Below are 22792 nucleotides of genomic sequence, written 5' to 3'. Positions count from 1 at the left end.
GGCGGTTACCTTCTGATCAATGGCCGGCCTGGCTCATGGTGTGCGCAAGGGCCTGGGTGCAGCGCTCTTCGGCGGTGTCCAGTTCCAGTTTCATTTGTTCGATATCCAGCAGTTGCTGTTCCAGCTGTTCGCGGCGCTCGGCGATTTTCGCCAGCATGCTGTTGAGCTGGATGTGGTTGCCGCTGGTGGGGTCGTAGAGTTCGATCAGCTCGCGGCATTCGGCCAGGGAGAAACCGATGCGTTTGCCGCGCAGGATCAACTTGAGGCTGACCTTGTCGCGCGCCGAGTAAATGCGCTCCTGGCCCCGGCGTTCCGGGGCCAGCAGGCCTTGCTCTTCGTAAAAGCGAATGGCGCGGGTCGTGATGTCGAGCTCGCGAGCGAGGTCGGAGATGCTGTAGGTGGTGCTCATGACGGTGCTCAAGGGTGGCTTGAGCGTTAGGCTAGTGGCTGGTTTACGTTAACGTCAAGGGCTGCTTTGCAGCCCGGCGCAGGGCAAGCCTGCTCACCCCAACAAGCCTGCCTGCTGCAGCAAGCTCTCTTGTGCGGGTCAAGCCTGCTTGCCATCGAGCTTCTTCTCATGAGCGGTAACCTGCTGGCACAGCTCGATCATCTGCTCACGCATCCAGCGGTTGGCCGGGTCCTGGTCGGTGCTTTCGTGCCAGTACAAGTGCGTTTCCACCGCGGGTACGTCGTTGACCGGTAAATTGAACCAGTGCAGTTCGTGGCGTCGGGCGAAGCGTTCGGGCACGGTCATGACCATGTCGGTCTGCTGCAGCACTTGCGAGGCCATCAGGTAATGCTGGGAACGCAGGGCGATCTTGCGTTGCAGGCCCATCTTGCCCAGGGCCAGGTCGACGTGGCCCAGGCCGTTGCGGCGGCTGGAAATATGGATATGGGTCAGCCCCAGATAATCGTCCAGGGTCAGCTTGTCCTTTGTCGCCATAGGATGACCCTTGCGCATGGCGCATACGTAGCGGTCTTCCATCAGCTTGACGTGACGCACTTGCGGGTCGGTGTTGAGCGGTGCGTCCACCGCAAAGTCCAGACGGCCGGCCGCCAGTTCCTTGGTGGTTTCGCGACGTTTGGACAGGAAGCTTTCGATCACCACCGTCGGCGCCAGGCGACGCAGGCGCTGGAACAACGCCGGCAAAATCACCGCCTCGGTAAGGTCGGTCATGCTGATGCGGTAGGTCTTGGCCGCCTGTTGCGGGTTGAAGATGCGGCTTTCCTGCACCGACACCCGCAGCAACGACAACGCGTTGCGCACCGGACCAATGATGTTCTGCGCCATCGGCGTGGGCACCATGCCCTGGGCGGTGCGCACGAACAGCGGGTCGTTGAAGGTTTCGCGCAAGCGCGCCAACGCGTTGGACACCGCCGGCTGGGTGATGCCGACGATCTGCCCGGCGCGGGTCAGGTTGGCTTCGGTGTAGATCGCGTCGAAGACGATAAACAGGTTGAGGTCGACCTTGCTCAGATTCATGGGGTTGCGCTCTTATTGTTAGATGGCGATTTATTACGGGCTGAGGCGCCGATCATATATCGGTGATGAATGTTAATACACGCCGAGAATAGGCTAGGTAAATTATCAACGCTGTTCTAGCATCGATTGCATGACCTAAACAACCTCTCAGAGAAGGGAGCTGCTCATGGATTTCGCCTATTCGCCCAAGGTTCAGGAACTGCGTGAACGCGTCACCGCATTCATGGACGCTCATGTCTACCCCGCCGAGCCGGTGTTCGAACGCCAGGTCAGCGAAGGCGATCGCTGGCAGCCCACCGCCATCATGGAAACATTGAAAGCCCGCGCCAAAGCCGAAGGCCTGTGGAACCTGTTCCTGCCCGAGTCCGAACTGGGCGCCGGCCTGACCAACCTTGAGTACGCACCGCTGGCCGAAATCATGGGCCGATCCTTGCTGGGCCCGGAACCGTTCAACTGCTCAGCGCCCGACACCGGCAACATGGAAGTGCTGGTGCGCTACGCCAACGAAGAGCAGAAACACCGCTGGCTCGAACCGCTGCTGCGCGGCGAGATCCGTTCGGCGTTCGCCATGACCGAACCGGACGTGGCCTCATCGGACGCTACCAACATGGCCGCCCGCGCCGAACGCCAGGGCGACGAATGGGTGATCAATGGCAAAAAATGGTGGACCTCCGGCGCCTGTGACCCGCGCTGCAAGATCCTGATCTTCATGGGCCTGAGCAATCCGGATGCGCCGCGTCACCAACAGCACTCGATGATCCTGGTGCCGGTGGACACCCCCGGGGTGAAAATCGTACGGCCGCTGCCGGTGTTCGGCTACGACGACGCCCCCCACGGCCACGCCGAAGTGCTGTTCGACAACGTGCGCGTGCCGTATGAAAACGTTCTGCTCGGCGAAGGTCGCGGCTTTGAAATCGCCCAGGGCCGTCTTGGCCCAGGCCGTATCCACCATTGCATGCGTTCGATCGGCATGGCCGAGCGTGCGTTGGAGTTGATGTGCAAACGCTCGGTCAGCCGCAGCGCATTCGGCAAGCCGTTGGCCCGTTTGGGCGGCAATATCGACAAGATCGCCGACTCACGCATGGAAATCGACATGGCGCGCCTGCTGACCTTGAAGGCGGCCTACATGATGGACACCGTGGGTAACAAAGTGGCGAAAAGCGAAATCGCCCAGATCAAGGTGGTGGCGCCGAACGTGGCCTTGAAAGTGATCGATCGCGCGATTCAGATCCATGGCGGTGCCGGCGTGTCCAACGATTTCCCGCTGGCCTACATGTACGCCATGCAACGAACCCTGCGCCTGGCCGACGGCCCGGACGAAGTGCACCGCGCGGCGATTGGTAAATTCGAGATCGGCAAGTATGTGCCCAAGGAACTGATGCGCGGCGGGCAGTAACACCGAGTCGCCTGTATCGGGAGCAAGCCCCTCCCACACAAAATGTGGGAGGGGCGGTGCGACGATTCGACTTGCCCCCGATGAGGCCGGATCAGGCAATGAAGATCCAGCAGGTTCAATACACCCAAACCTCCACCCGCCGATTCTTGATCCGCCCCTCATCCGCCGTATTCGCCGCCACCGGCATCTGCGCGCCAAACCCGCGAATCTCCCTCAGTACCACGCCGTTCTTCACCAATTCGCGACGCACCGCCATCGCCCTCAGCTTGGACAGCAACGCCGCCCGCTGCGGATCGTTCTTGGCATCGCCGAACCCCACCAGCGTGACCTGTTTGTCGAGTTTGTCGTGGCCCTTGAGGTACGCCACTACCCGCCGCAGATCCTGGCGCGCCTTGTTATCCAGGCTGGCGCTGCCTTCCTCGAAACGAAAATTCACGCTCAGGCGCTGGGCGTCACGGGCGATGGCTTGATAGTCCTCGGGCATCGATGCGCGCGGTTCCACGGCCATTGCCTGCACTTGCTGCGCAATGAAGCCGTTGGCCGCGACGATGGCCTGGCCTTTGCCGCTTTGGGCAAACGCTACCAGCGCCTTGGCCCATGGGTTATGGCTTGACGGCGGCAGGTAGAGAAACAACCGGCGGGACAGCGGGTAATCTTCGGTGGCGATCAGGCTGTTGAGCGGCAACATCGGCTGCGAGTCGCCGTCCACAATCGCCACGGCCTTGGCTTGGCGTACGTAGGGCAGGCCAATAAAACCGATGCCTTGGGGATTCTGGCTCACCGCGTCGGACAATTGCTCGCTGGACTCGTAGCGTTTGGCCGAAGCGACGAGCGGCTTGCCGCGCAGGCGCAGCACCAGCTCCTTGAACGTGTCGTAGGTGCCGGACTGATCGTCCCGCGCGTACACCTCAATGGGCCCGCCGATACCACCCAGCGCCTCCCAGGTGCTGATTTCACCATTGAAAATCTGCGCCAGTTGCTCGGTGTTCAACGTGTTCAGCGGGTTGCGGGGGTTGAGAATGATGGCCAGGCCGTCGATGGCGATCACCTGTTCGGCTTCAGGGCTTTTCAGGTCGCCGAGCGGTTCGAGTTCGACCAGTTCGCTGTCCTTGATCGGGCGAGACGAAGCGGCGAGGTCAGCCGTGGCATTTTTTAGCGCCGCGAAACCGGTGCTGGAACCATGCGCCGCCACTTCGATCGTGATCGACTTTCCCTGGCGAGTCGTACCGATCACACGCTGTTCGTTGGCGCCGGCCGGTTCACTGTGTATCGCCTGCAAGCCCTGTTGCTCCATCAATCCCTTGACCAATGCAGGGCCCAGTGCAGCGCCGATGGTGTTGGAACCCTGGATGCGTAGCGCAGGACCTTGTTCGGGGACGGGTAGGGCAGTTGCCACAGCGGAGAGGGACAACGCGCAACACAACAGAAACAGAACGCGCAGCGTCATGCCGGCACCTTCTCAAGCCAAAGGGAGTGCCGCGAGATTAAGTCAGTTGGGTTTCAATAATGTGACTGGCGATCAAGCGATCAAATGTGGGAGGGGCCTCCCACATTCAACTCCAACACGGTCAGGGGGTCAGCTCAGTTCAAGCCAGATCGGCGCATGGTCCGATGGTTTCTCCAAGCCGCGCAGATCGTAATCCACCCCGGCATCCTTGACCCGGTGCACCAGTCCCGTGGACGCCATGATCACGTCAATGCGCAGCCCGCGCTTGGGCTCGTCTTCAAACCCACGGCTGCGGTAGTCGAACCAGCTGAAACGGTCGGTCACGTCCGGGTTGAGGTGGCGGAAACTGTCCACCAGGCCCCAGTTTTTCAAGCGGGCCATCCACTCGCGCTCTTCCGGCAGGAAGCTGCATTTGCCGGTTTTCAGCCAGCGCTTGGCGTTGTCGGCGCCGATGCCAATGTCGCAATCTTCCGGGGAAATATTCACATCGCCCATCACCACCAGCGCCTGGTCATTGCTGAACTGGCTTTCCAGCAGGTGCTGCAAGTCTTCATAGAAACGCTGCTTGGCCGGGAACTTGGTGGGGTGATCGCGGCTTTCGCCCTGCGGGAAGTAGCCGTTCATGACCGTGACGGGGTTGCCGTGTTCATCGGCGAACGTGCCCCAGATAAAGCGGCGCTGAGCGTCTTCCTCATCGCCGACAAAGCCTTTGTGCACGCTCAAGGCTTCTTGGCGCGACAGCAGGGCCACGCCGTAGTGGCCTTTTTGGCCGTGGTAATACACGTGATAGCCAAGGGCTTGTACTTCGGCCAGGGGGAACTGGTCATCGTGGACCTTGGTTTCCTGCAGGCCGATCACGTCCGGTTGGTGCTTTTCAATCAGCGCCGCCAGCTGATGAGGGCGGGCGCGAAGCCCGTTGATATTGAAGGAGACGATTTTCATGGTCGGCGGTCCGGTCCTGGCAAAAAGGCGATGCTAGCCGACAAGTCGGACGGGGGCCAGCGTGGCGCTAGCACTGTTGCGCTGCTAAGGTCTGGGAACGACTCGCGCTGCACAGGTTCGTACCCATACGAACGCCATCGTTTAAATGGCGCCCAGGGAGATTCACCGTATGCCTGACACTTCGACTGCCATTGCTGAAATTCGCCTGCTCAACAGCGGCTATTCGCGCGAGGCCCGTTCCCTGTTGTACCAGGCCTATCGGCACGAGCCGACGTTCGCCTACATTTTCGAGGCCGAGCGCGCCGGCTATGAACAGCGGGTACGCGCCACCGTGCGCGAGCTGGTCAAGCAGCATTTTTTCCAGAAACTGCCGGCCATCGGCCTGTTCGTCAATGACCGATTGATCGGCATCGCCCTGATCGCTCCGCCGCAACGACGCCTGGGGATTACCGAGAGCTGGGCCTGGCAATTGCGCATGTGGCTGAGCACTGGCGTGCGCGGTACGCGGCGGTATCTGGACTACCATCACGCGGTCATGGCGTGCCTGCCCGGTGAGTCGGTGCATGTGCTGCCGTTGCTGGGCATCCATCCGCAATTCCAGGGCAAGCACTACGGTGAGCAGCTGCTGGAAGCGGTGCACAACTGGTGCGCCGAAGACCCGCATTCCTCCGGCGTGGTGTTGGATACGGGGAATTCACGTTATCTGGACTTCTATAAGCGTCAGGGCTACGAGGAAATCGGTGAAGTTGCTGTAGGGCCTATCCTGGAGCACGTGTTTTTTCATCCCAATCCGCAGCCGTCACAGACAGCGACGGCTTAAGACAGAATTATTCAGACAATTCTCAGTTCAAAGAGTCCCCCCAGCTCTGTAGCATCCGCGCCTATGAAATTTCCAGGAAGATACACCAGCGGCTTGGTTCTGCTGTTTATAAGCTGCGGCGTAGTGGCGCAAAGCGAATTGGACGTGCGGATCAAGCCCTCGAACGACGCGCTGAAAGCCAACATCGAAGGCTACATCGGTGGGGTGGGCGATCGTGACGAAGAAGCCTTGCTGCGGTTCAGCCATGGCGCCGAGGAGCAGGCGCGTAAAGCGGCCCAGGCCTTGGGCTTCTATCAGCCACGCATCGACAGCGATGTGAAGGGCGGCAAGAACCCGCGCCTGATCCTCAACATCGACCCCGGCGAACCGGTGCATTTGCGCGACGTAACCATTCGGGTCGACGGCCCTGCGGCGAACCTCAAGGCGTTTCGCGTGCCCGCCAGTGACGAGCTCAAATCCGGTGCCGTGCTCAACCACGGCCATTACGAAGAGGCCAAGCGGCTGATCCAGAACCAGGCCTCGCGCTATGGTTTTTTCAGCGGGCGTTTTACCAGCCAGAAACTTGCGGTGGACCCGCAGGCGGGCGTCGCCGATATCGAACTGGTGTACGACAGCGGCCCGCGCTACACCCTGGGCAAGGTCAACTTCGCCGGCGACACGCCGTTCGACGAAGACCTGTTGCAGCGCATGGTGCCGTTCAAGGCCGGCGAGCCCTACGATTCCGAACTGATCGCCGAACTCAACCAGAACCTGCAGGCCAGCGGTTTTTTCGAAGGCGTGCGCGTGGATGCCGCGCCGGCTGCGTCGGCCAACGATGTGATCCCGGTGGCCGTGCGCCTGGAAACCCGCAAACCACGCACCATGGGCCTGGGCCTGGGGTTTTCCACCGACGTCGGCCCACGGGGCAAGGCCAACTGGACCCGCCACTGGGTCAACCCTCAGGGCCACAGCTACGGTTGGGAAACCGAGTTGTCGGCGCCACGGCAGAACGTCGGGCTGTGGTACGACATTCCGCTCGACCCACCGATTACCGACAAACTGCGGTTCGCCGGTGGCTACCAGAATGAAGAACTGGCCGGTACCGACACCTTGAGTAAATTGCTCACCGTGGGCCCGGAATGGCACAGCAAATTACCCAGCGGCTGGACCCGGGTGATCTCGCTCAAGTACCAGCGTGAAGAATATCGCCTGGGCAATGACTCGGGCCTGAGTAACCTGGTGATGCCGGGAATCAGCTATTCCTACCTGCGCAGCGACAACCGCATCGACCCCCACCACGGCTACCGTCTGCAATTCGACACCAAAGTGGCCAAGGAAGGCTTGGGCTCGGACACCAACCTGCTTTACGGCACGGCCATGGTCAAGGGCCTCACCACCCTGTGGGACAACCACCGTTTCCTGGCACGGGCGCAGGTCGGCGGCAGCGCCACCAATGGCTACAAGTCGGTACCGCCGTCGCTGCGTTTCTTTGCCGGTGGCGACCAGAGCGTGCGCGGCTACGAGTACCAGACCCTGTCACCGGAGAACGACCGTGGGGATCGCATCGGTGGGCGCTACATGGTGGCCTTGAGCGCCGAGTATCAATATTCCATCGCCGAGAAATGGCGGATCGCGACCTTTATCGACCAGGGTAACTCCTTCAACAATCTGGAGCTGCCCAGTCTGAAAACCGGCGTGGGTGTCGGCCTGCGCTGGGTGTCGCCGGTCGGTCCGATCCGCCTCGACCTGGCCCATGCCCTGGACGAACCGGGCGGCGTTCGTTTGCACTTTTCCATGGGGCCTGAGCTGTGATGCGCGGTTTGAAAATAGCGGGACTCGCCGTGCTGGCTGTCCTGGTTTTGCTGTTGTTGGCGCTGTGGACGGTGCTGGGTAGCCAGGCCGGCAGTCGCTGGGCCTTGAATCAGGTGCCGGGCTTGAGCGTGGAAAATTTCCAGGGCCATCTGGGAGGCCAGTGGCGTGCCGATCATCTGCTGTGGCAGCAAGACAGCAGCCGTGTCGAGCTTAAAGCGCCAATATTCGATTGGTCGCCGGCCTGCCTGATGCGCATGACCCTGTGCGTCAATCGGTTGGATGTGGAACAGGTCAGCCTGCAGTTTCCACCGAGTACCGAAGACAGCGGCGGCCCTATCACGTTGCCGGATCTTGAATTGCCGGTTGCCCTCCAGTTGGGCGACATTCGCATCGGTAGCCTGCTGTTTAACGGCAGCGAAGAGCTCAAGGGCCTGCAACTGGCGGCGCATTGGACCGCCGCCGGCCTGCAGATCGATTCGGTGCACCTGCAACGGGACGATCTGGTGCTGGACCTGGCCGGCCTGCTGCAACCCACTGGCCAGTGGCCGCTGACCGTCAGCGGCAACCTGAGCCTGCCTTATGCACCCGGCGGCGCGCCGTGGAACGTCGCACTCAAGGTCGATGGCGACCTGCTCAAGACCCTCAAGCTCGACGCCGACAGCAGCGGCTATTTCCCAGCCAGGCTTAGCGGCGAGTTGCAGCCGCTGGTGGAAAACCTCCCGGCCTCCGTGCACATCACCGCCGATGGCTTCAAGCCCAGCGCCGAGTTGCCCGACACCCTGCAACTCAACCAGCTCGATCTCACCGCCAAAGGCGACCTGAAAAACGGTTACCAATTGCTCGGAAAGGCCGTGCTGCCGGCGGAAAAAGGCCCGGTGGACCTGTTGCTGCAAGGCAAGGTCGACGCCAACGGCGCGCAGATTGCCGGCCTGGACCTGACGGCCGGCGACAAGCAGAGCCTCAAGCTCGCGGCCCAGCTGGATTGGCAACAAGGCTTCAGTGCCGACGCCAGGATCGATTGGCTCGACTTCCCGTGGCATCGCCTCTATCCGGTGATTGACGAGCCGCAGGTTGCATTGCGTACGTTCACGGGTGAAATTTCCTATAAAGACGGCAACTACCTGGGCAATCTCAAGGCCGACCTCGACGGCCCGGCGGGCAAATTCAATGTGGTCACGCCGTTCAGTGGCGACCTCACGCAGATCTTCCTGCCCGAACTCAAACTGACTGCCGGTCAGGGCAAGGCCGAAGGGCACCTGAACCTGCAGTTCGCCGATGGCATCGTCTGGGACACCGCGCTGGACCTGTCGGCGCTGAACCCGGCGTACTGGGTGGCGGAACTGCCCGGTACCCTGGCCGGCCCACTGCGCAGCAAGGGTGAGTTCAAGCATGAGCAACTCAAGCTCAACGCCGACCTCGACCTCAAGGGCCGCCTGCGTGGGCAAACCGCTGTGTTCGCCGCCAAGGCCGACGGCGCGGGCGAGCAGTGGACCCTGGCCAACCTGGATATCCGCCTGGGTGACAACCGCATCAACGGCAGCGGCAGCCTGCAACAGCGCCTGGCCGGGCGGATCGACATCAAACTTGCGCGCCTGGCCCAGCTATGGCCGCAATTGCGCGGCCAGGTCAACGGTCGCCTCGACGTGGCCGGCAGCCTCAAGGCGCCACACGGCAAACTCGACCTCAAGGGCCAGCAACTGGCGTTCGCCGACAACCGCCTGCAAAGCCTGAGCCTCGGCGCCACCCTGGATAACGCCCAGCGCGCGAGCATCGAACTCAAGGGCAGCGGCATCCAGAGCGGCGACACCCAGGTCGGCACCCTCACGGCCAGCGCCCAGGGCGATATCAAGCATCAAAAAGTCCAACTGGACCTCGCCGGGCCGTTGGTCAAGCTGGCCCTGGCCCTGGACGGCAACCTCGACAAAGGCAACTGGCGCGGACGCCTGGCCAGCGGTGACGTACAAGCCGGTGGCCAGGACTGGAGATTGCAGGCCCCGGCGAAGATCGAGCGCCTGGCCGACGGCAAGCTGACCTTTGCCGCCCATTGCTGGGTCTCCGGCGCGGCCAGCCTGTGCGGCGAAGACCAACGGCTGATGCCGGAACCCCGGTTGCGCTACCACCTCAAGCAATTCCCCCTCGACAGCCTGGCGGCGTTTTTGCCCAAAGACTTCGCCTGGCAGGGCAAGCTCAATGCCGACCTGCAGCTGGACCTGCCCGACAGTGGCCCCAAAGGTCTGGTCTCGGTGGATGCCGGTGGCGGCACCTTGCGCGTCAAGGACAAGGACCAGTGGCTGGATTTCCCCTATGACACGCTCAAGCTGGAAACCACCCTCAATCCCAAACGCATCGATGCCCAGTTGAACTTTCGCGGTGGCAAACTCGGTGAATTGCTGTTGCAGGCGCAGATCAACCCGCTGCCGAAGAACAAGCCGATCACTGGTAATTTCAGCCTTACCGGCCTCGACCTTGCCGTGGCGCGACCGTTTGTGCCGATGGTGGAAACCCTCAGCGGCAAACTCAACGGCAATGGGCGCATCTCTGGCGGCCTGCTGGCGCCCCAGGTCAACGGCAGCGTGAACCTGATCGGCGGCGAAGTCTCCGGGCCCGAACTGCCGGTCAGTTTCGAAGGCCTGAACGTGCAGGCGCAGATCGCCGGCGACGGCGTCCAGCTCAACGGTGGCTGGCGCAGCGGCAAGGCCGGGCGGGGCAGCCTCAAGGGGCGGATCGACTGGGGCCAGGCACTGGCGGTAGACCTGAGCCTGCAAGGCGCGTACTTGCCAGTGACGGTGGAGCCTTACGCCGAACTGGAAGTGGCGCCAGACCTGAAGATCACCCTCAAGGACGACAAACTGGCGATTGCCGGCAAGGTACAGATCCCGCGAGGCAACATCACCGTGCGCGAACTGCCGCCATCGACCGTCAAGGTCTCGGATGACACCGTGATCATCGGCGGCCAGACCGAAGAGGGCAAGCCGCCGATGGCCATGGCCATGGATATCGACGTGGCAGTGGGCGACGACCAGCTCAACTTCGCAGGCTTCGGCCTCACCGCCAAGGTGCAGGGTCATGTGCATATCGGCGACAACCTGGACACCCGTGGCGAGTTGTGGCTCAACGACGGCCGCTACCGCGCCTACGGTCAGAAACTCGACGTACGCCGTGCGCGCCTGCTGTTCGCCGGGCCCCTGGACCAGCCGTACCTGGATATCGAAGCTATCCGCAAGGCCGACGACGTGGTGGCCGGTATCCGTCTTAGCGGCAGCGCCGAACACCCCACCACGCAAATCTTCTCGGAACCGGCCATGAGCCAGGAGCAGGCGCTGTCCTACCTGGTGTTGGGGCGCCCGCTGAGCACCACCGGCGAAGACAACAACATGCTCGCCCAGGCCGCCCTGGGCCTGGGCTTGATGGGCAGCGCCGGGGTCACGTCCGACCTGGCCAAGAACCTGGGCATCCAGGATTTTGAACTCGATGCCCAGGGCAGCGGCAACAACACCGCGGTGGTGGCCAGCGGCAAGATCACCGAGAAGCTCAGCCTGCGTTACGGGGTAGGGGTGTTCGAGCCGGCCAGCACCATTGCCTTGCGCTACCTGCTGAGCAAGAAGGTCTACCTGGAAGTGGCCAGTGGCGTGGCCAACTCGCTGGATATCTTCTACAAGCGGGATTTTTGATCCTGTCGCGGTAAAAAATGTGGGAGGGGCACTGCCCCCCACATTGTTCGGTATTTCAATCCTCTTTCCTGAACAAATACCAAGCAACCTAATTATTCCATTTGACTTTCGCTGCCTAGGCAGTAACATCTCGTCATACATTCACTGCCTAGGCAGTAATAAGGTGACTTCCGATGCCCCACTTCACCCCGGACAACTTCCATAACTGCCACCTCGGCCTGTTGCTCGGCCGCGCCGCGATCCTCAAGGACCGCATCATCGACACCCATATGGAACCCCACGGCATCACCGCCGCGCAGTTCAAGGTGTTGATCATCATGGCGCAATTCGGTGTCGACACCCCGGCGGAGCTGTGCCGCCACCTGTCGCTGGACAGCGGCTCGATGACCCGCATGCTCGACCGGCTGGAGCAAAAAGACCTGCTCAGCCGCAAGCGCTCGGAACTCGACCGTCGTCAAGTGCAGTTGGTGTTGACCCCTGACGGTCAGCGCCTGGCGGACCTGCTGCCGTTCATCGGCGCCCAGGCGTTGAACCAGTTGGCCGGCGTACTGGAGCCGGGCGAGCTGGAAACCCTGGAGCGGATCCTCAAGAAAATTCTGATAGCTGCCGGTGACCCCATCACTATCCAGCGGGTAGGTAATAAATGAATACACGTGCCCTTTGCTTGGTGCTCGCGGCCATGAGCCTGGCCGGTTGCGCCAACTACAGCGGCCTTGACACCCAGGGCCAGCGCCTCGACGCCAACACGCTGCAGACCGGCAAGTCCCTGAGTGGCGTGGCCTTGTCGCCCGCCGCCTGGCCGGCGGCCGATTGGTGGAAAAGCCTCGGCGACCCACAACTCGATGGCTTGATCCGCGAAGCCCTGCAAAACAGCCCCGACATGCAAGTGGCCGACGCCCGTGCCCATCAGGCCCAGGCGGCTGCCTATGCCGCGAACGCTGCGCGCATGCCGACGCTGGACGCCAGCGCCGGTGTCAGCCGTTCGCGTCTGGCCAGGGACCAGGACCCGCGAGGCGAGGGCGATGCCTATTCCACCGTGCGCAATATCAGCGCCAGCTTCAATTACACCTTCGACCTCTGGGGCGGCCAGCGCGCCACCTGGGAAGCCGCGCTGGGCCAGGCCCGCGCCGCCGAAGTCGACCAACAGGCCGCGCGCCTGACCCTCGCCGCCGACGTGGCCAAGGCCTACAGCGACCTGGGCCAGGCGCACATCGTGCGTGACCTGGCCGCCGATGACCTCAAGCGCACCCGGCAAATGCTCGACTTGAGCAAGCGCCGCCTGGATTCAGGCATCGACAGCCACTACCAGTACCAGCAGACCGAGAGCCTGGAAGCCAGCTCGCAGTCGCAACTGATCGACGCGGAAAAACAACTGCAGAGCGCCAGGATTGCCTTGGCGGTGTTGCTGGGCAAAGGTCCGGATCGCGGCAATGAACTGGCGCGCCCCAACGTGTTGAGACCTGCCGCCGTCGCCGTGCCTTCGGTGCTGCCCGCCGAACTGCTGGGCCGTCGTCCTGACCTGATCGCCGCGCGCTGGCGAGTCGAGGCCGCGAGCAAGGACATCGCCGCCAGCAAGACGCGCTTCTACCCCAATCTCAACTTGAGCGCGAGCGCCGGGGCCGAGTCGTTGCTGGGGGATGCGATGTTTGGCTCGGCTAGTCGCTTCTTCAATATTGCACCCACTGTTTCGCTGCCGATCTTCGACGGCGGTCGCCTGCGCGCCGACCTCGATGCCCGCGACGCGGACTACGACCTGGCCGTGGCGCAGTACAACAAAACCCTGGTGCAAGCCCTGGGCGACATCGGCGACACCCTGTCGCAACTGCGCGAAACCGGCCGGCAGATCCAGGCCCAGCAACACGCGACCGACATTGCCCAGCAGTCCTACGACACCGTGGTTCAGCGCTATGGCTCCGGAATCGGTAGCTACCTGGACGTGCTCAGCATCGAGCAGCAACTGCTGCAGGCCCAGCGTCAGCTGGCGAGCCTGAATGCCGGGCAGATCACGCTGTCGATCCAATTGATGCAGGCCCTGGGCGGCGGCTTCAACGCCGCCAACGTGGCGTCGACCACCCCAGCCACACGCACCGAATAATTCGAGGTATTTGTCATGGCCACTGCCGAAAACACCAACGCAACTGAACAACCGACAGACAACAACCCGCGCAAACGCAAAGTCATGCTGATCGGTCTTGCACTGGTCGTCATCCTCGGCGCCGTCGGCGTATGGGGCTGGTATGAGTTTTACGGGCGCTTCAACGAAAGCACCGACGATGCCTATGTAAACGGCAACGTGGTGGAAATCACCCCGCTGGTCACCGGCACCGTGGTCAGCATCGGCGCCGATGATGGCGACCTGGTCCATGAAGGCCAGGTGCTGGTCAATTTCGACCCCAACGATGCCGCGGTCGGTCTGCAAAGCGCCCAGGCCAACCTGGCGCGCACCGTGCGCCAGGTGCGGGGCTTGTACAGTAATGTCGACGGCATGAAAGCTCAGGTCAATGCACAGAAAGCCGACGTGCAAACCGCCCAGGACAACTACAACCGTCGTAAAACCCTGGCCCAGGGCGGGGCGATTTCCCAGGAAGAACTGTCCCACGCCCGTGACAGTCTGACCGCCGCGAAGAACGCGCTGACCAACCTTGAGCAGCAACTCAAGACCAGCAATGCCCTGGTGGATGACACGGTGATTTCGTCTCACCCCGATGTGCAGGCCGCCGCCGCGCAACTGCGCCAAGCCTACCTGACCAATGCCCGCAGCACCCTGATCGCGCCGGTGACCGGCTACGTGGCCAAGCGCACCGTGCAACTGGGCCAGCGCGTGCAGCCGGGCACCGCGTTGATGGCAGTGATCCCGCTGAACCAGTTGTGGATCGATGCCAACTTCAAGGAAACCCAGCTGCGCGACATGCGCATCGGCCAGCCGGTGGACATCGAGTCGGACATCTACGGCAGCGACGTGAAGTTCAGCGGCACCGTCGATAGCCTCGGCGCCGGTACCGGCAGTGCGTTTGCCCTGTTGCCTGCGCAGAACGCCACCGGTAACTGGATCAAGATCGTGCAGCGTGTACCGGTGCGCATCCACATCAATGCCGAAGAATTGGCCAAGCACCCGTTGCGGGTGGGCTTGAGCACGGTGGTCAATGTGAACCTGCACGACCAGAGCGGCCCGGTACTGGCGCAACAACCGCCGCAAAAAGCCTCGTTCACCACCAACGTGTATGACCGCCAATTGGCCGAGGCTGACGCCATGATCACCCAGTTGATCCATGACAACAGCGTCGCCGCTCCCAAGGCTGTGCAACGCTGATGAGCAATAACGCCTCGTTCACGCCACCCAGCCTGTTGATGGCCACCATTGGCCTGTCGCTGGCGACCTTTATGCAGGTGCTCGACACCACCATCGCCAACGTGGCGTTGCCGACCATCTCCGGCAACCTGGGCGTGAGTTCGGAGCAGGGCACCTGGGTGATCACCTCGTTTGCGGTGAGCAACGCCATTGCCTTGCCGCTCACCGGCTGGCTGAGCCGGCGCTTTGGCGAGGTGAAGCTGTTTCTGTGGGCAACCGTACTGTTTGTGCTGGCCTCGTTCCTCTGCGGTATTTCCACCTCGATGCCCGAGCTGATCGGCTTTCGGGTGCTGCAAGGCCTGGTCGCCGGGCCGTTGTACCCAATGACCCAAACCTTGCTGATCGCGGTGTATCCGCCCGCCAGGCGCGGCATGGCCCTGGCGTTGCTGGCGATGGTTACGGTGGTGGCGCCGATTGCCGGCCCTATTCTTGGCGGCTGGATCACCGACAGCTACAGCTGGCCGTGGATCTTCTTTATCAACGTCCCCATCGGCATCTTTGCGGCGATGGTGGTGCGTTCGCAGTTGAAGAAACGCCCGGTAGTCACCAGCTATCAGCCGATGGATTACGTGGGCTTGTTGAGCCTGATCGTCGGCGTCGGCGCTCTGCAGATCATCCTCGACAAGGGCAATGACCTGGACTGGTTCGAATCCAATTTCATCCTCATCGGCGCGGCGATTTCGGCGATTGCCCTGGCGGTGTTCGTGATCTGGGAAATGACCGACAAGCACCCGGTGGTCAATCTGCGCCTGTTTGCCTACCGCAACTTTCGCATCGGCACCATCGTATTGATCGGCGGCTATGCGGGTTTCTTCGGCATCAACCTGATCCTGCCGCAGTGGTTGCAGACCCAGATGGGCTACACCGCCACCTGGGCCGGGCTGGCGGTGGCGCCGATCGGTATTCTGCCGGTGCTGATGTCGCCGTTCGTGGGTAAATACGCGCACAAGTTCGACCTGCGCCTGCTGGCGGGGCTGTCGTTCCTGGCGATGGGTTTAAGTTGCTTCATGCGCGCCGGTTTCACTAACGAGGTGGACTTTACCCACATCGCCCTGGTGCAGCTGTTCATGGGCATCGGCGTGGCGCTGTTCTTCATGCCGACCTTGAGCATCCTGATGTCCGACCTGCCGCCGCAGCAGATTGCCGACGGCGCCGGCCTGGCCACTTTCCTGCGGACCCTGGGCGGCAGCTTTGCGGCGTCGCTCACCACCTGGATCTGGATCCGCCGGGCCGACCAGCACCATGCCTACATGAGCGAGAACATGACCGTCTATGACTCGGCCACGCGCGATGCCTTGCAGGCGCTGGGTGGGGCAGGGCAGAAGGCGTATTCCCAGCTGGATCAGATTCTCACCAGCCAGGCGTACATGATGTCCACCGTGGATTACTTCACGTTGATGGGGTGGATCTTCGCCGGGTTGATGCTGCTGGTGTGGCTGGCCAAGCCGCCGTTTACCGCGAAGGCGGGGCCTGCGGCTTCAGGTCACTGACCGCTGAAGCGTGGAATGGGATCACTGTGGGAGGGAGCAAGTCGAATCGTCGCACCGCCCCTCCCACATTTGGATCTCTGTTCACATTTGAACGACGGTGTACTTGAGTCAGGCGCCAGGCAAAGCCAACTGCGGGTTCACAAAATCAAACGCCGCCAACGCGAACCCCTGCTCATCCACCTGCAACGCCCAACCCTGCTTGTCCCAATCCCCCAGCACGATGCGCTTGGCCGCCTGGTCGCCAATCTGCAGCTTATGGATCGCCGGGCGGTGGGTGTGGCCGTGGACCAGGGTGCGCACGCCAAAATGCTGCATCACCCGTGGCACTTCCTCGGGCGTCACGTCGACAATGTCGTTGGCCTTCATGCGTGTTTGCGCGCGGCTTTCACTGCGCAGCTTGCGCGCCAGCTTGTGCCGGGTGCGCAGCGGCAGGTGACGCAGGATAAACAGCACGATCGGGTTACGCAGGATGCGCCGCAGCTTCATATAGCCGAGGTCGCGGGTGCAGAGGCTGTCGCCGTGCATCAACAGCACGGGTTCGCCGTAAAACTGCACGACACTCGGGTCCTTGAGCAAGGTAGCGCCTGCGGCTTTGCAGAACGCCTTGCCGATCAGGAAATCGCGGTTGCCGTGCATGATGAAAATCGGGGTGCCACTGTCGCTCAGTTCGCGTAAAGCTTCACAAATCGAACGCTGGAACGCGGTCATCCCATCGTCGCCAATCCAGGCTTCAAAAAAGTCCCCCAGAATGTACAACGCCTGGGCACCACGGGCGCGGCCGTGGAGCAGATCCAGAAACGCCCGGGTGATGTCCGGGCGCTCCTCTTCCAGATGCAAGTCTGAAATCAGCAATATCACCCAACGATCTCGGCTTTCTCGACGATCACGTCTTCGGCTGGAACGTCCTGGTGACCGGCTTTGGACGTGGTGGACACGCCTTTGATCTTGTCGACAACGTCAGTGCCTTCGGTGACTTTACCGAACACCGCGTAGCCCCAACCCTGCACGTTCTTGCCGCTGTGGTTCAGGAAGGCGTTGTCGGCGACGTTGATGAAGAACTGCGCGGAGGCCGAATGCGGCTCCATGGTACGGGCCATGGCGACGGTGTACTTGTCGTTGGAAAGACCGTTGTCCGCTTCGTTCTGGATGCTTGGGCGCTTGTCTTTTTTCTCTTTCATGCCCGGCTCGAAACCGCCGCCCTGGATCATGAAGTTGCCGATGACACGGTGGAAAACGGTGTTTTCGTAGTGGCCGGCTTTGACGTACTCGATGAAGTTGGCGACGGTGATCGGCGCTTTCTCGGCGTTCAGCTCGATGACGATGTCACCGTGGTTGGTGGTCAGTTTGACTTGAGTCATGTTCACTACTCTTTTCAGGGAATTCGTGGGTTTGGGCGAATAAACGCTTTACCTGTCTGGCTAAACGGCGGCCAAGGCGCGCAGTTTAGCGTGCCTGCCAGGAATTTCGAGGTGGTTTTTTACCGCCCCACTCGTTAAAAGGGTAATTAAACAGCAGTTTTTGGTCCCGGCCTGTCAGTGTCTTGACAGCATCAGCTATGATATCGCCTTTGTTTTGTCTGGCCCCCACCGGCCACGAACCTGTCTGTTCAAGGATCCTATGAGCAAGCCCACTGTCGACCCTACCTCGAATTCCAAGGCCGGACCTGCCGTCCCGGTCAATTTCCTGCGCCCGATCATCCAGGCGGACCTGGATTCGGGCAAGCACACGCAGATCGTCACCCGTTTCCCGCCAGAGCCCAACGGCTACCTGCACATCGGTCACGCCAAGTCGATCTGTGTGAACTTCGGCCTGGCCCAGGAGTTCGGTGGCGTCACGCACCTGCGTTTCGACGACACCAACCCGGCCAAGGAAGACCAGGAATACATCGACGCGATCGAAAGCGACGTGAAGTGGCTGGGCTTCGAATGGTCCGGTGAAGTGCGCTATGCCTCGCAGTACTTCGACCAGTTGCACGACTGGGCCGTCGAGCTGATCAAGGCCGGCAAGGCCTACGTCGACGACTTGAGCCCCGAACAGGCCAAGGAATACCGTGGCACCCTCACCGAACCGGGCAAGAACAGCCCGTTCCGTGACCGCTCGGTGGAGGAGAACCTCGATTGGTTCGCCCGCATGCGCGCCGGTGAGTTCCCGGACGGCGCCCGCGTGTTGCGCGCCAAGATCGACATGGCCTCGCCGAACATGAACCTGCGCGACCCGATCATGTACCGCATCCGCCATGCCCACCACCACCAGACCGGTGACAAGTGGTGCATCTACCCCAACTACGACTTCACCCACGGTCAGTCGGACGCCATCGAAGGCATCACCCACTCCATCTGCACGCTGGAGTTCGAAAGCCATCGCCCGCTGTACGAGTGGTTCCTGAGCAACCTGCCGGTGCCGGCCCAGCCGCGCCAGTACGAGTTCAGCCGTCTGAACCTGAACTACACCATCACCAGTAAGCGCAAGCTCAAGCAACTGGTCGATGAAAAGCACGTGCATGGCTGGGACGACCCGCGCATGTCGACGCTGTCGGGCTTCCGCCGTCGCGGCTACACCCCGGCGTCGATCCGTAACTTCTGCGACATGGTCGGCACCAACCGTTCCGACGGCGTGGTCGATTTCGGCATGCTCGAATTCAGCATCCGCCAGGACCTCGATGCGAACGCGCCGCGCGCCATGTGCGTGCTGCGTCCGTTGAAAGTCGTGATCACCAACTACCCGGAAGGTCAGGTCGAACATCTCGAACTGCCGCGTCATCCGCAGAAAGAAGAACTCGGCGTGCGCAAGCTGCCGTTCGCCCGTGAAATCTACATCGACCGCGATGACTTCATGGAAGAGCCGCCGAAGGGTTACAAGCGCCTGGAGCCCAATGGCGAAGTGCGCCTGCGCGGCAGCTACGTGATCCGTGCCGATGAAGCGATCAAGGACGCCGATGGCAATATCGTCGAACTGCGCTGCTCGTACGATCCGGACACCCTGGGCAAGAACCCGGAAGGCCGCAAGGTCAAGGGCGTGGTTCACTGGGTGCCGGCCGCGGCCAGCATCGAGTGCGAAGTGCGCCTGTACGATCGTCTGTTCCGCTCGGCCAACCCCGAGAAGGCCGAAGACAGCGCGAGTTTCCTCGACAACATCAACCCTGACTCCCTGCAAGTGCTCACTGGTTGTCGTGCCGAGCCATCGCTTGGCGACGCACAGCCGGAAGACCGTTTCCAGTTCGAGCGCGAAGGTTACTTCTGCGCGGATATCAAGGACTCCAAACCTGGTCATCCGGTATTCAACCGTACCGTGACCTTGCGTGATTCGTGGGGCCAGTGATTCTGTTTAAGGAACTGTCGTGCTAACGATCTACAACACACTCAGCAAGACCAAAGAAGTCTTCAAGCCGCTCGATGGCAACAAAGTGCGCATGTACGTGTGCGGCATGACCGTGTACGACTACTGCCACATCGGCCACGGCCGCAGCATGGTTGCCTTCGATCTGGTGACCCGCTGGTTGCGCTTCAGCGGCTATGACTTGACGTACGTGCGCAACATCACCGACATCGACGACAAGATCATCAACCGCGCCAACGAAAACGGCGAGGCGTTCGACGCGCTCACCGAGCGCATGATCGCCGCGATGCATGAGGACGAGGCCCGCCTCAACATCCTCAAGCCGGACATGGAACCGCGCGCCACGGACCACATCCCTGGCATGCACGCGATGATCCAGACCCTGATCGACAAGGGTTACGCCTACGCCCCAGGCAACGGAGACGTGTACTACCGCGTCGCCAAGTTCATGGGTTACGGCAAGCTGTCGCGCAAGAAGATCGAAGACCTGCGCATCGGCGCGCGCATCGAAGTCGACGAAGCCAAGCAGGACCCGCTCGACTTTGTGCTGTGGAAAGGCACCAAGCCGGGCGAGCCGAGCTGGGAATCGCCGTGGGGCGCCGGGCGTCCGGGTTGGCACATCGAGTGCTCGGTGATGTCCACCTGCTGCCTGGGCGAGACCTTCGACATTCATGGCGGCGGCAGCGACCTGGAGTTTCCGCACCACGAAAACGAAATCGCCCAGAGCGAAGCCGCCACCGGCAAGACCTACGCCAACGCCTGGATGCACTGCGGCATGATCCGCATCAATGGCGAGAAGATGTCCAAGTCCTTGAACAACTTCTTCACCATCCGCGACGTGCTGGAAAAGTACCACCCGGAAGTGGTGCGTTACCTGTTGGTATCGAGCCACTACCGCAGCGCCATCAACTACTCGGAAGACAACCTCAAGGACGCCAAGGGCGCCCTGGAGCGGTTCTACCACGCGTTGAAAGGCCTTCCCGCAGTTGCACCGGCTGGCGGCGAAGCGTTCGTGGCACGCTTTACCGAAGTCATGAACGATGACTTCGGCACCCCCGAAGCCTGCGCGGTGCTGTTCGAAATGGTGCGCGAGATCAACCGCCTGCGCGAGAGCGACCTCGACGCGGCGGCGGGCCTGGCGGCACGCCTGAAAGAACTGGCCAGCGTGCTGGGCGTGCTGCAGATGGAAGCCGACGACTTCCTGCAAGCCGGCGCCGAAGGGCGTGTGGATGCGGCGCAAGTGGAGGCGCTGATCCAGGCGCGTCTGGCGGCTCGTACCAATAAAGACTGGGCGGAATCCGACCGTATCCGCGACCAACTGACCGCGATGGGTGTGGTGTTGGAAGACGGCAAGGGTGGGACGACGTGGCGGTTGGCTGATCAGGCCTGATTGGTAAACCCTGAATGAAAAACGCCCCGACTGGTTCGGGGCGTTTTTTTGCACACTGTTTTAGTGAGCGGCTCACCCGATCCAGCGCCATCGGGGGCAAACCCTCTCTCACGTTTTGGCCCAATCTTCGATCTCAGAATCTTGAAACCGGGATGAATCCAACGGTGGATTCGGACTGTCTTTAATCATGGCGAAACTCCTAGAGTATTGGAGCCACCACCCATCGCTGCGAAACAATTTTAGGGTGGCAGCTGTACGCAGGTTCGCAGGCCGGGACTCTAGGCACCCGACATACCCGAAGGTATCCCGCGCACAGCCGCCATAATCCTTTTTGTACGCTTGGACGCTAATGTTAATTTAATCCTCGCGTGCAACAACCGAGCTTCGCCCTGATGCCATTCATTCAAAAAGTAGAAGGGGTAAACAGTAACTGTGTTCCCCTTAACTAACTGGAATCAGTCGTTACGCCCACTTTTTGTAGTGCGAGATTGTATGCGAAATTGGTTGATCCGTTACCGTTACGCAATCATTTTCTGGTTGTGCTTCGGCGTTTTTCGTACCTCCCTGGCTGACTGGAATCCCATTCCCTCCGGCTCCATGCGCCCGACCTTGCTGGAAGGCGATGTGGTGCTGGTCAACCGCGTGGCCTACGACCTCAAGGTGCCGCTCACGGATATTTCCCTGACCAAGCTCGATAGTCCCCGGCGCGGCGATGTGGTCACCTTCTCGTCGCCGAAGGATGGCATGCGTCTGATCAAGCGGATCGTCGGCATCCCCGGGGACACCCTGGAAATGAAAGATGAGGTGTTGTGGGTCAACGGCGTACCGGCTACCTACAGTGACGCGCAGGACATCAGCGAGCCCATCGTGCCTGGCCATACGGTTCCCGGCATCAAGCTGATCGAGCGAGCGGACAGCAGCCAGCGCACTGTGCAGTTCATGCCGACGGTGCGGGCGTTACGCGATTTCGGCCCGGTCACGGTGCCTGCCGACAATTACTTCATGCTAGGGGACAACCGCGACAACAGCGATGACTCCCGTTACATCGGATTCGTGCCTCGTCGGTTGTTGATCGGGCACGCGCACCATGTGCTCGCGTCGGCGAACATTCTTGATCACTGGAGGCCGCGCTTAAGCAGATTTGGCACGCCGATTTTGTAATCGGTAGACTCAAGCCAACTCATGACGAAAATGGCAGTGATTAAAATGGATTGTATTTTCTGCAGCATTGTCCGCAAAAACGCCCCGGCCCATATCCTGTGGGAAGACGAGCAGCACATGGCGTTTCTATCAATTTTCCCCAACACCCCAGGTTTCAGCGTGGTCATCCCCAAGCAGCATTACGGCAGCTATGCGTTTGCGCAGTCGGATGAGGTGTTGGCTGATCTGATCGTGGCCACCAAGAAAACCGCCTTGCTGATTGATCGGGCGTTTCCCGACGTAGCCCGTACCGGGATGATGCTGGAAGGGTATGGGGTGGATCATCTGCATGCGAAGTTGTTTCCCATGCATGGGACGGGGAAGGACAGTGCGTTCAAACCGTTGAGTTCGAAGGTGGATAAGTTTTTCGAAGCCTATGAAGGCTATATCTCTTCCCATGACCATGTGCGGGCGGATGATGCCGAATTGGCTGAGCTGGCAGAGCGAATCCGGTCTTTCGTCTAGTGCAGCGCCAAA

18 protein-coding genes are annotated in these 22792 nt (G+C 61.3%); 12 read left to right on the top strand and 6 right to left on the bottom strand.

Annotated elements, in window-relative coordinates:
• Positions 1–16 precede the first annotated feature (16 nt).
• Positions 17–409, bottom strand: a complete 393-nt coding sequence (locus V6M90_RS20875; protein ID WP_003174785.1) for a MerR family transcriptional regulator — start codon at positions 407–409, stop codon at positions 17–19.
• 138 nt (positions 410–547) lie between these two features.
• On the bottom strand, positions 548–1483 hold the full coding sequence (locus V6M90_RS20870) for a LysR family transcriptional regulator (protein WP_003174784.1): 936 nt from the start codon (positions 1481–1483) through the stop codon (positions 548–550).
• 166 nt (positions 1484–1649) lie between these two features.
• Here V6M90_RS20870 and V6M90_RS20865 point away from each other — a divergent pair, with 166 nt between their 5' ends.
• Positions 1650–2879 (top strand): acyl-CoA dehydrogenase, encoded by a 1230-nt coding sequence (locus tag V6M90_RS20865; protein ID WP_003174783.1) that lies wholly within the window; start codon positions 1650–1652, stop codon positions 2877–2879.
• Positions 2880–2994: 115 nt separating this feature from the next.
• Here V6M90_RS20865 and V6M90_RS20860 read toward each other — a convergent pair whose 3' ends face one another.
• Positions 2995–4326, bottom strand: coding sequence for a substrate-binding domain-containing protein (locus V6M90_RS20860; RefSeq protein WP_003174782.1), 1332 nt, complete (start codon positions 4324–4326; stop codon positions 2995–2997).
• A gap of 129 nt (positions 4327–4455) precedes the next feature.
• Entirely contained in the window at positions 4456–5268 is an 813-nt protein-coding gene (gene xthA, locus V6M90_RS20855) for an exodeoxyribonuclease III (RefSeq protein WP_078825242.1), read from the bottom strand.
• A 169-nt stretch (positions 5269–5437) separates the two neighbouring features.
• Here xthA and V6M90_RS20850 point away from each other — a divergent pair, with 169 nt between their 5' ends.
• The 7 genes from V6M90_RS20850 (at position 5438) to V6M90_RS20820 (ending at position 16389) form a co-directional block, all read left to right on the top strand.
• Positions 5438–6088: a GNAT family N-acetyltransferase gene (locus V6M90_RS20850; protein ID WP_003174780.1), complete on the top strand. Its 651-nt coding sequence runs from the start codon at positions 5438–5440 to the stop codon at positions 6086–6088.
• 63 nt (positions 6089–6151) lie between these two features.
• The gene (locus V6M90_RS20845; RefSeq protein WP_141064886.1) at positions 6152–7879 is read left to right on the top strand and encodes an autotransporter assembly complex protein TamA; all 1728 of its coding nucleotides are present in this window, start codon (positions 6152–6154) and stop codon (positions 7877–7879) included.
• Positions 7879–11550 (top strand): translocation/assembly module TamB domain-containing protein, encoded by a 3672-nt coding sequence (locus V6M90_RS20840; RefSeq protein WP_332847072.1) that lies wholly within the window; start codon positions 7879–7881, stop codon positions 11548–11550. Before V6M90_RS20845 ends, V6M90_RS20840 begins: the two co-directional genes overlap by 1 nt.
• Before the next feature lie 173 nt (positions 11551–11723).
• Positions 11724–12197 carry a MarR family winged helix-turn-helix transcriptional regulator gene (locus V6M90_RS20835; protein WP_003174777.1) on the top strand — a complete coding sequence of 158 codons (474 nt, stop codon included), beginning with the start codon at positions 11724–11726 and terminating at the stop codon, positions 12195–12197.
• Complete coding sequence (locus V6M90_RS20830) at positions 12194–13645, top strand: efflux transporter outer membrane subunit (RefSeq protein ID WP_141064888.1); 1452 nt, start codon at positions 12194–12196, stop codon at positions 13643–13645. The genes V6M90_RS20835 and V6M90_RS20830 overlap by 4 nt, the downstream gene beginning before the upstream one ends.
• A gap of 15 nt (positions 13646–13660) precedes the next feature.
• A complete protein-coding gene (locus V6M90_RS20825) occupies positions 13661–14860 on the top strand; it encodes an HlyD family secretion protein (protein ID WP_003174775.1) in 1200 nt (399 codons plus the stop codon).
• Positions 14860–16389 (top strand): DHA2 family efflux MFS transporter permease subunit, encoded by a 1530-nt coding sequence (locus tag V6M90_RS20820; protein WP_141064889.1) that lies wholly within the window; start codon positions 14860–14862, stop codon positions 16387–16389. The genes V6M90_RS20825 and V6M90_RS20820 overlap by 1 nt, the downstream gene beginning before the upstream one ends.
• Before the next feature lie 108 nt (positions 16390–16497).
• On the opposite strand, the gene lpxH is transcribed toward V6M90_RS20820, so the two are convergent.
• Positions 16498–17247, bottom strand: coding sequence for a UDP-2,3-diacylglucosamine diphosphatase (gene lpxH / locus V6M90_RS20815; RefSeq protein WP_141064890.1), 750 nt, complete (start codon positions 17245–17247; stop codon positions 16498–16500).
• On the bottom strand, positions 17244–17747 hold the full coding sequence (locus V6M90_RS20810; RefSeq protein ID WP_003174772.1) for a peptidylprolyl isomerase: 504 nt from the start codon (positions 17745–17747) through the stop codon (positions 17244–17246). The genes lpxH and V6M90_RS20810 overlap by 4 nt, the downstream gene beginning before the upstream one ends.
• A 259-nt stretch (positions 17748–18006) precedes the next feature.
• Here V6M90_RS20810 and V6M90_RS20805 point away from each other — a divergent pair, with 259 nt between their 5' ends.
• The 4 genes from V6M90_RS20805 to V6M90_RS20790 all read left to right on the top strand — a co-directional run bounded on the left by V6M90_RS20805 (position 18007) and on the right by V6M90_RS20790 (position 22780).
• Entirely contained in the window at positions 18007–19707 is a 1701-nt protein-coding gene (locus tag V6M90_RS20805; protein ID WP_003174770.1) for a glutamine--tRNA ligase/YqeY domain fusion protein, read from the top strand.
• Positions 19708–19726: 19 nt separating this feature from the next.
• Positions 19727–21115, top strand: coding sequence for a cysteine--tRNA ligase (cysS, locus tag V6M90_RS20800; protein WP_003174769.1), 1389 nt, complete (start codon positions 19727–19729; stop codon positions 21113–21115).
• A gap of 492 nt (positions 21116–21607) precedes the next feature.
• Positions 21608–22276, top strand: coding sequence for a signal peptidase I (gene lepB / locus V6M90_RS20795; RefSeq protein ID WP_042944947.1), 669 nt, complete (start codon positions 21608–21610; stop codon positions 22274–22276).
• Between the two features lie 45 nt (positions 22277–22321).
• Positions 22322–22780 carry an HIT family protein gene (locus tag V6M90_RS20790; RefSeq protein WP_332847084.1) on the top strand — a complete coding sequence of 153 codons (459 nt, stop codon included), beginning with the start codon at positions 22322–22324 and terminating at the stop codon, positions 22778–22780.
• Positions 22781–22792 lie beyond the last annotated feature (12 nt).

Source organism: Pseudomonas lactucae (assembly GCF_036688725.1).
In the GTDB taxonomy this organism is placed as follows: Bacteria; Pseudomonadota; Gammaproteobacteria; order Pseudomonadales; family Pseudomonadaceae; genus Aquipseudomonas; species Aquipseudomonas lactucae.
The sequence above is the reverse complement of the archived record's forward strand: the minus strand, read 5'-3'. Positions and strand labels throughout refer to the sequence as shown.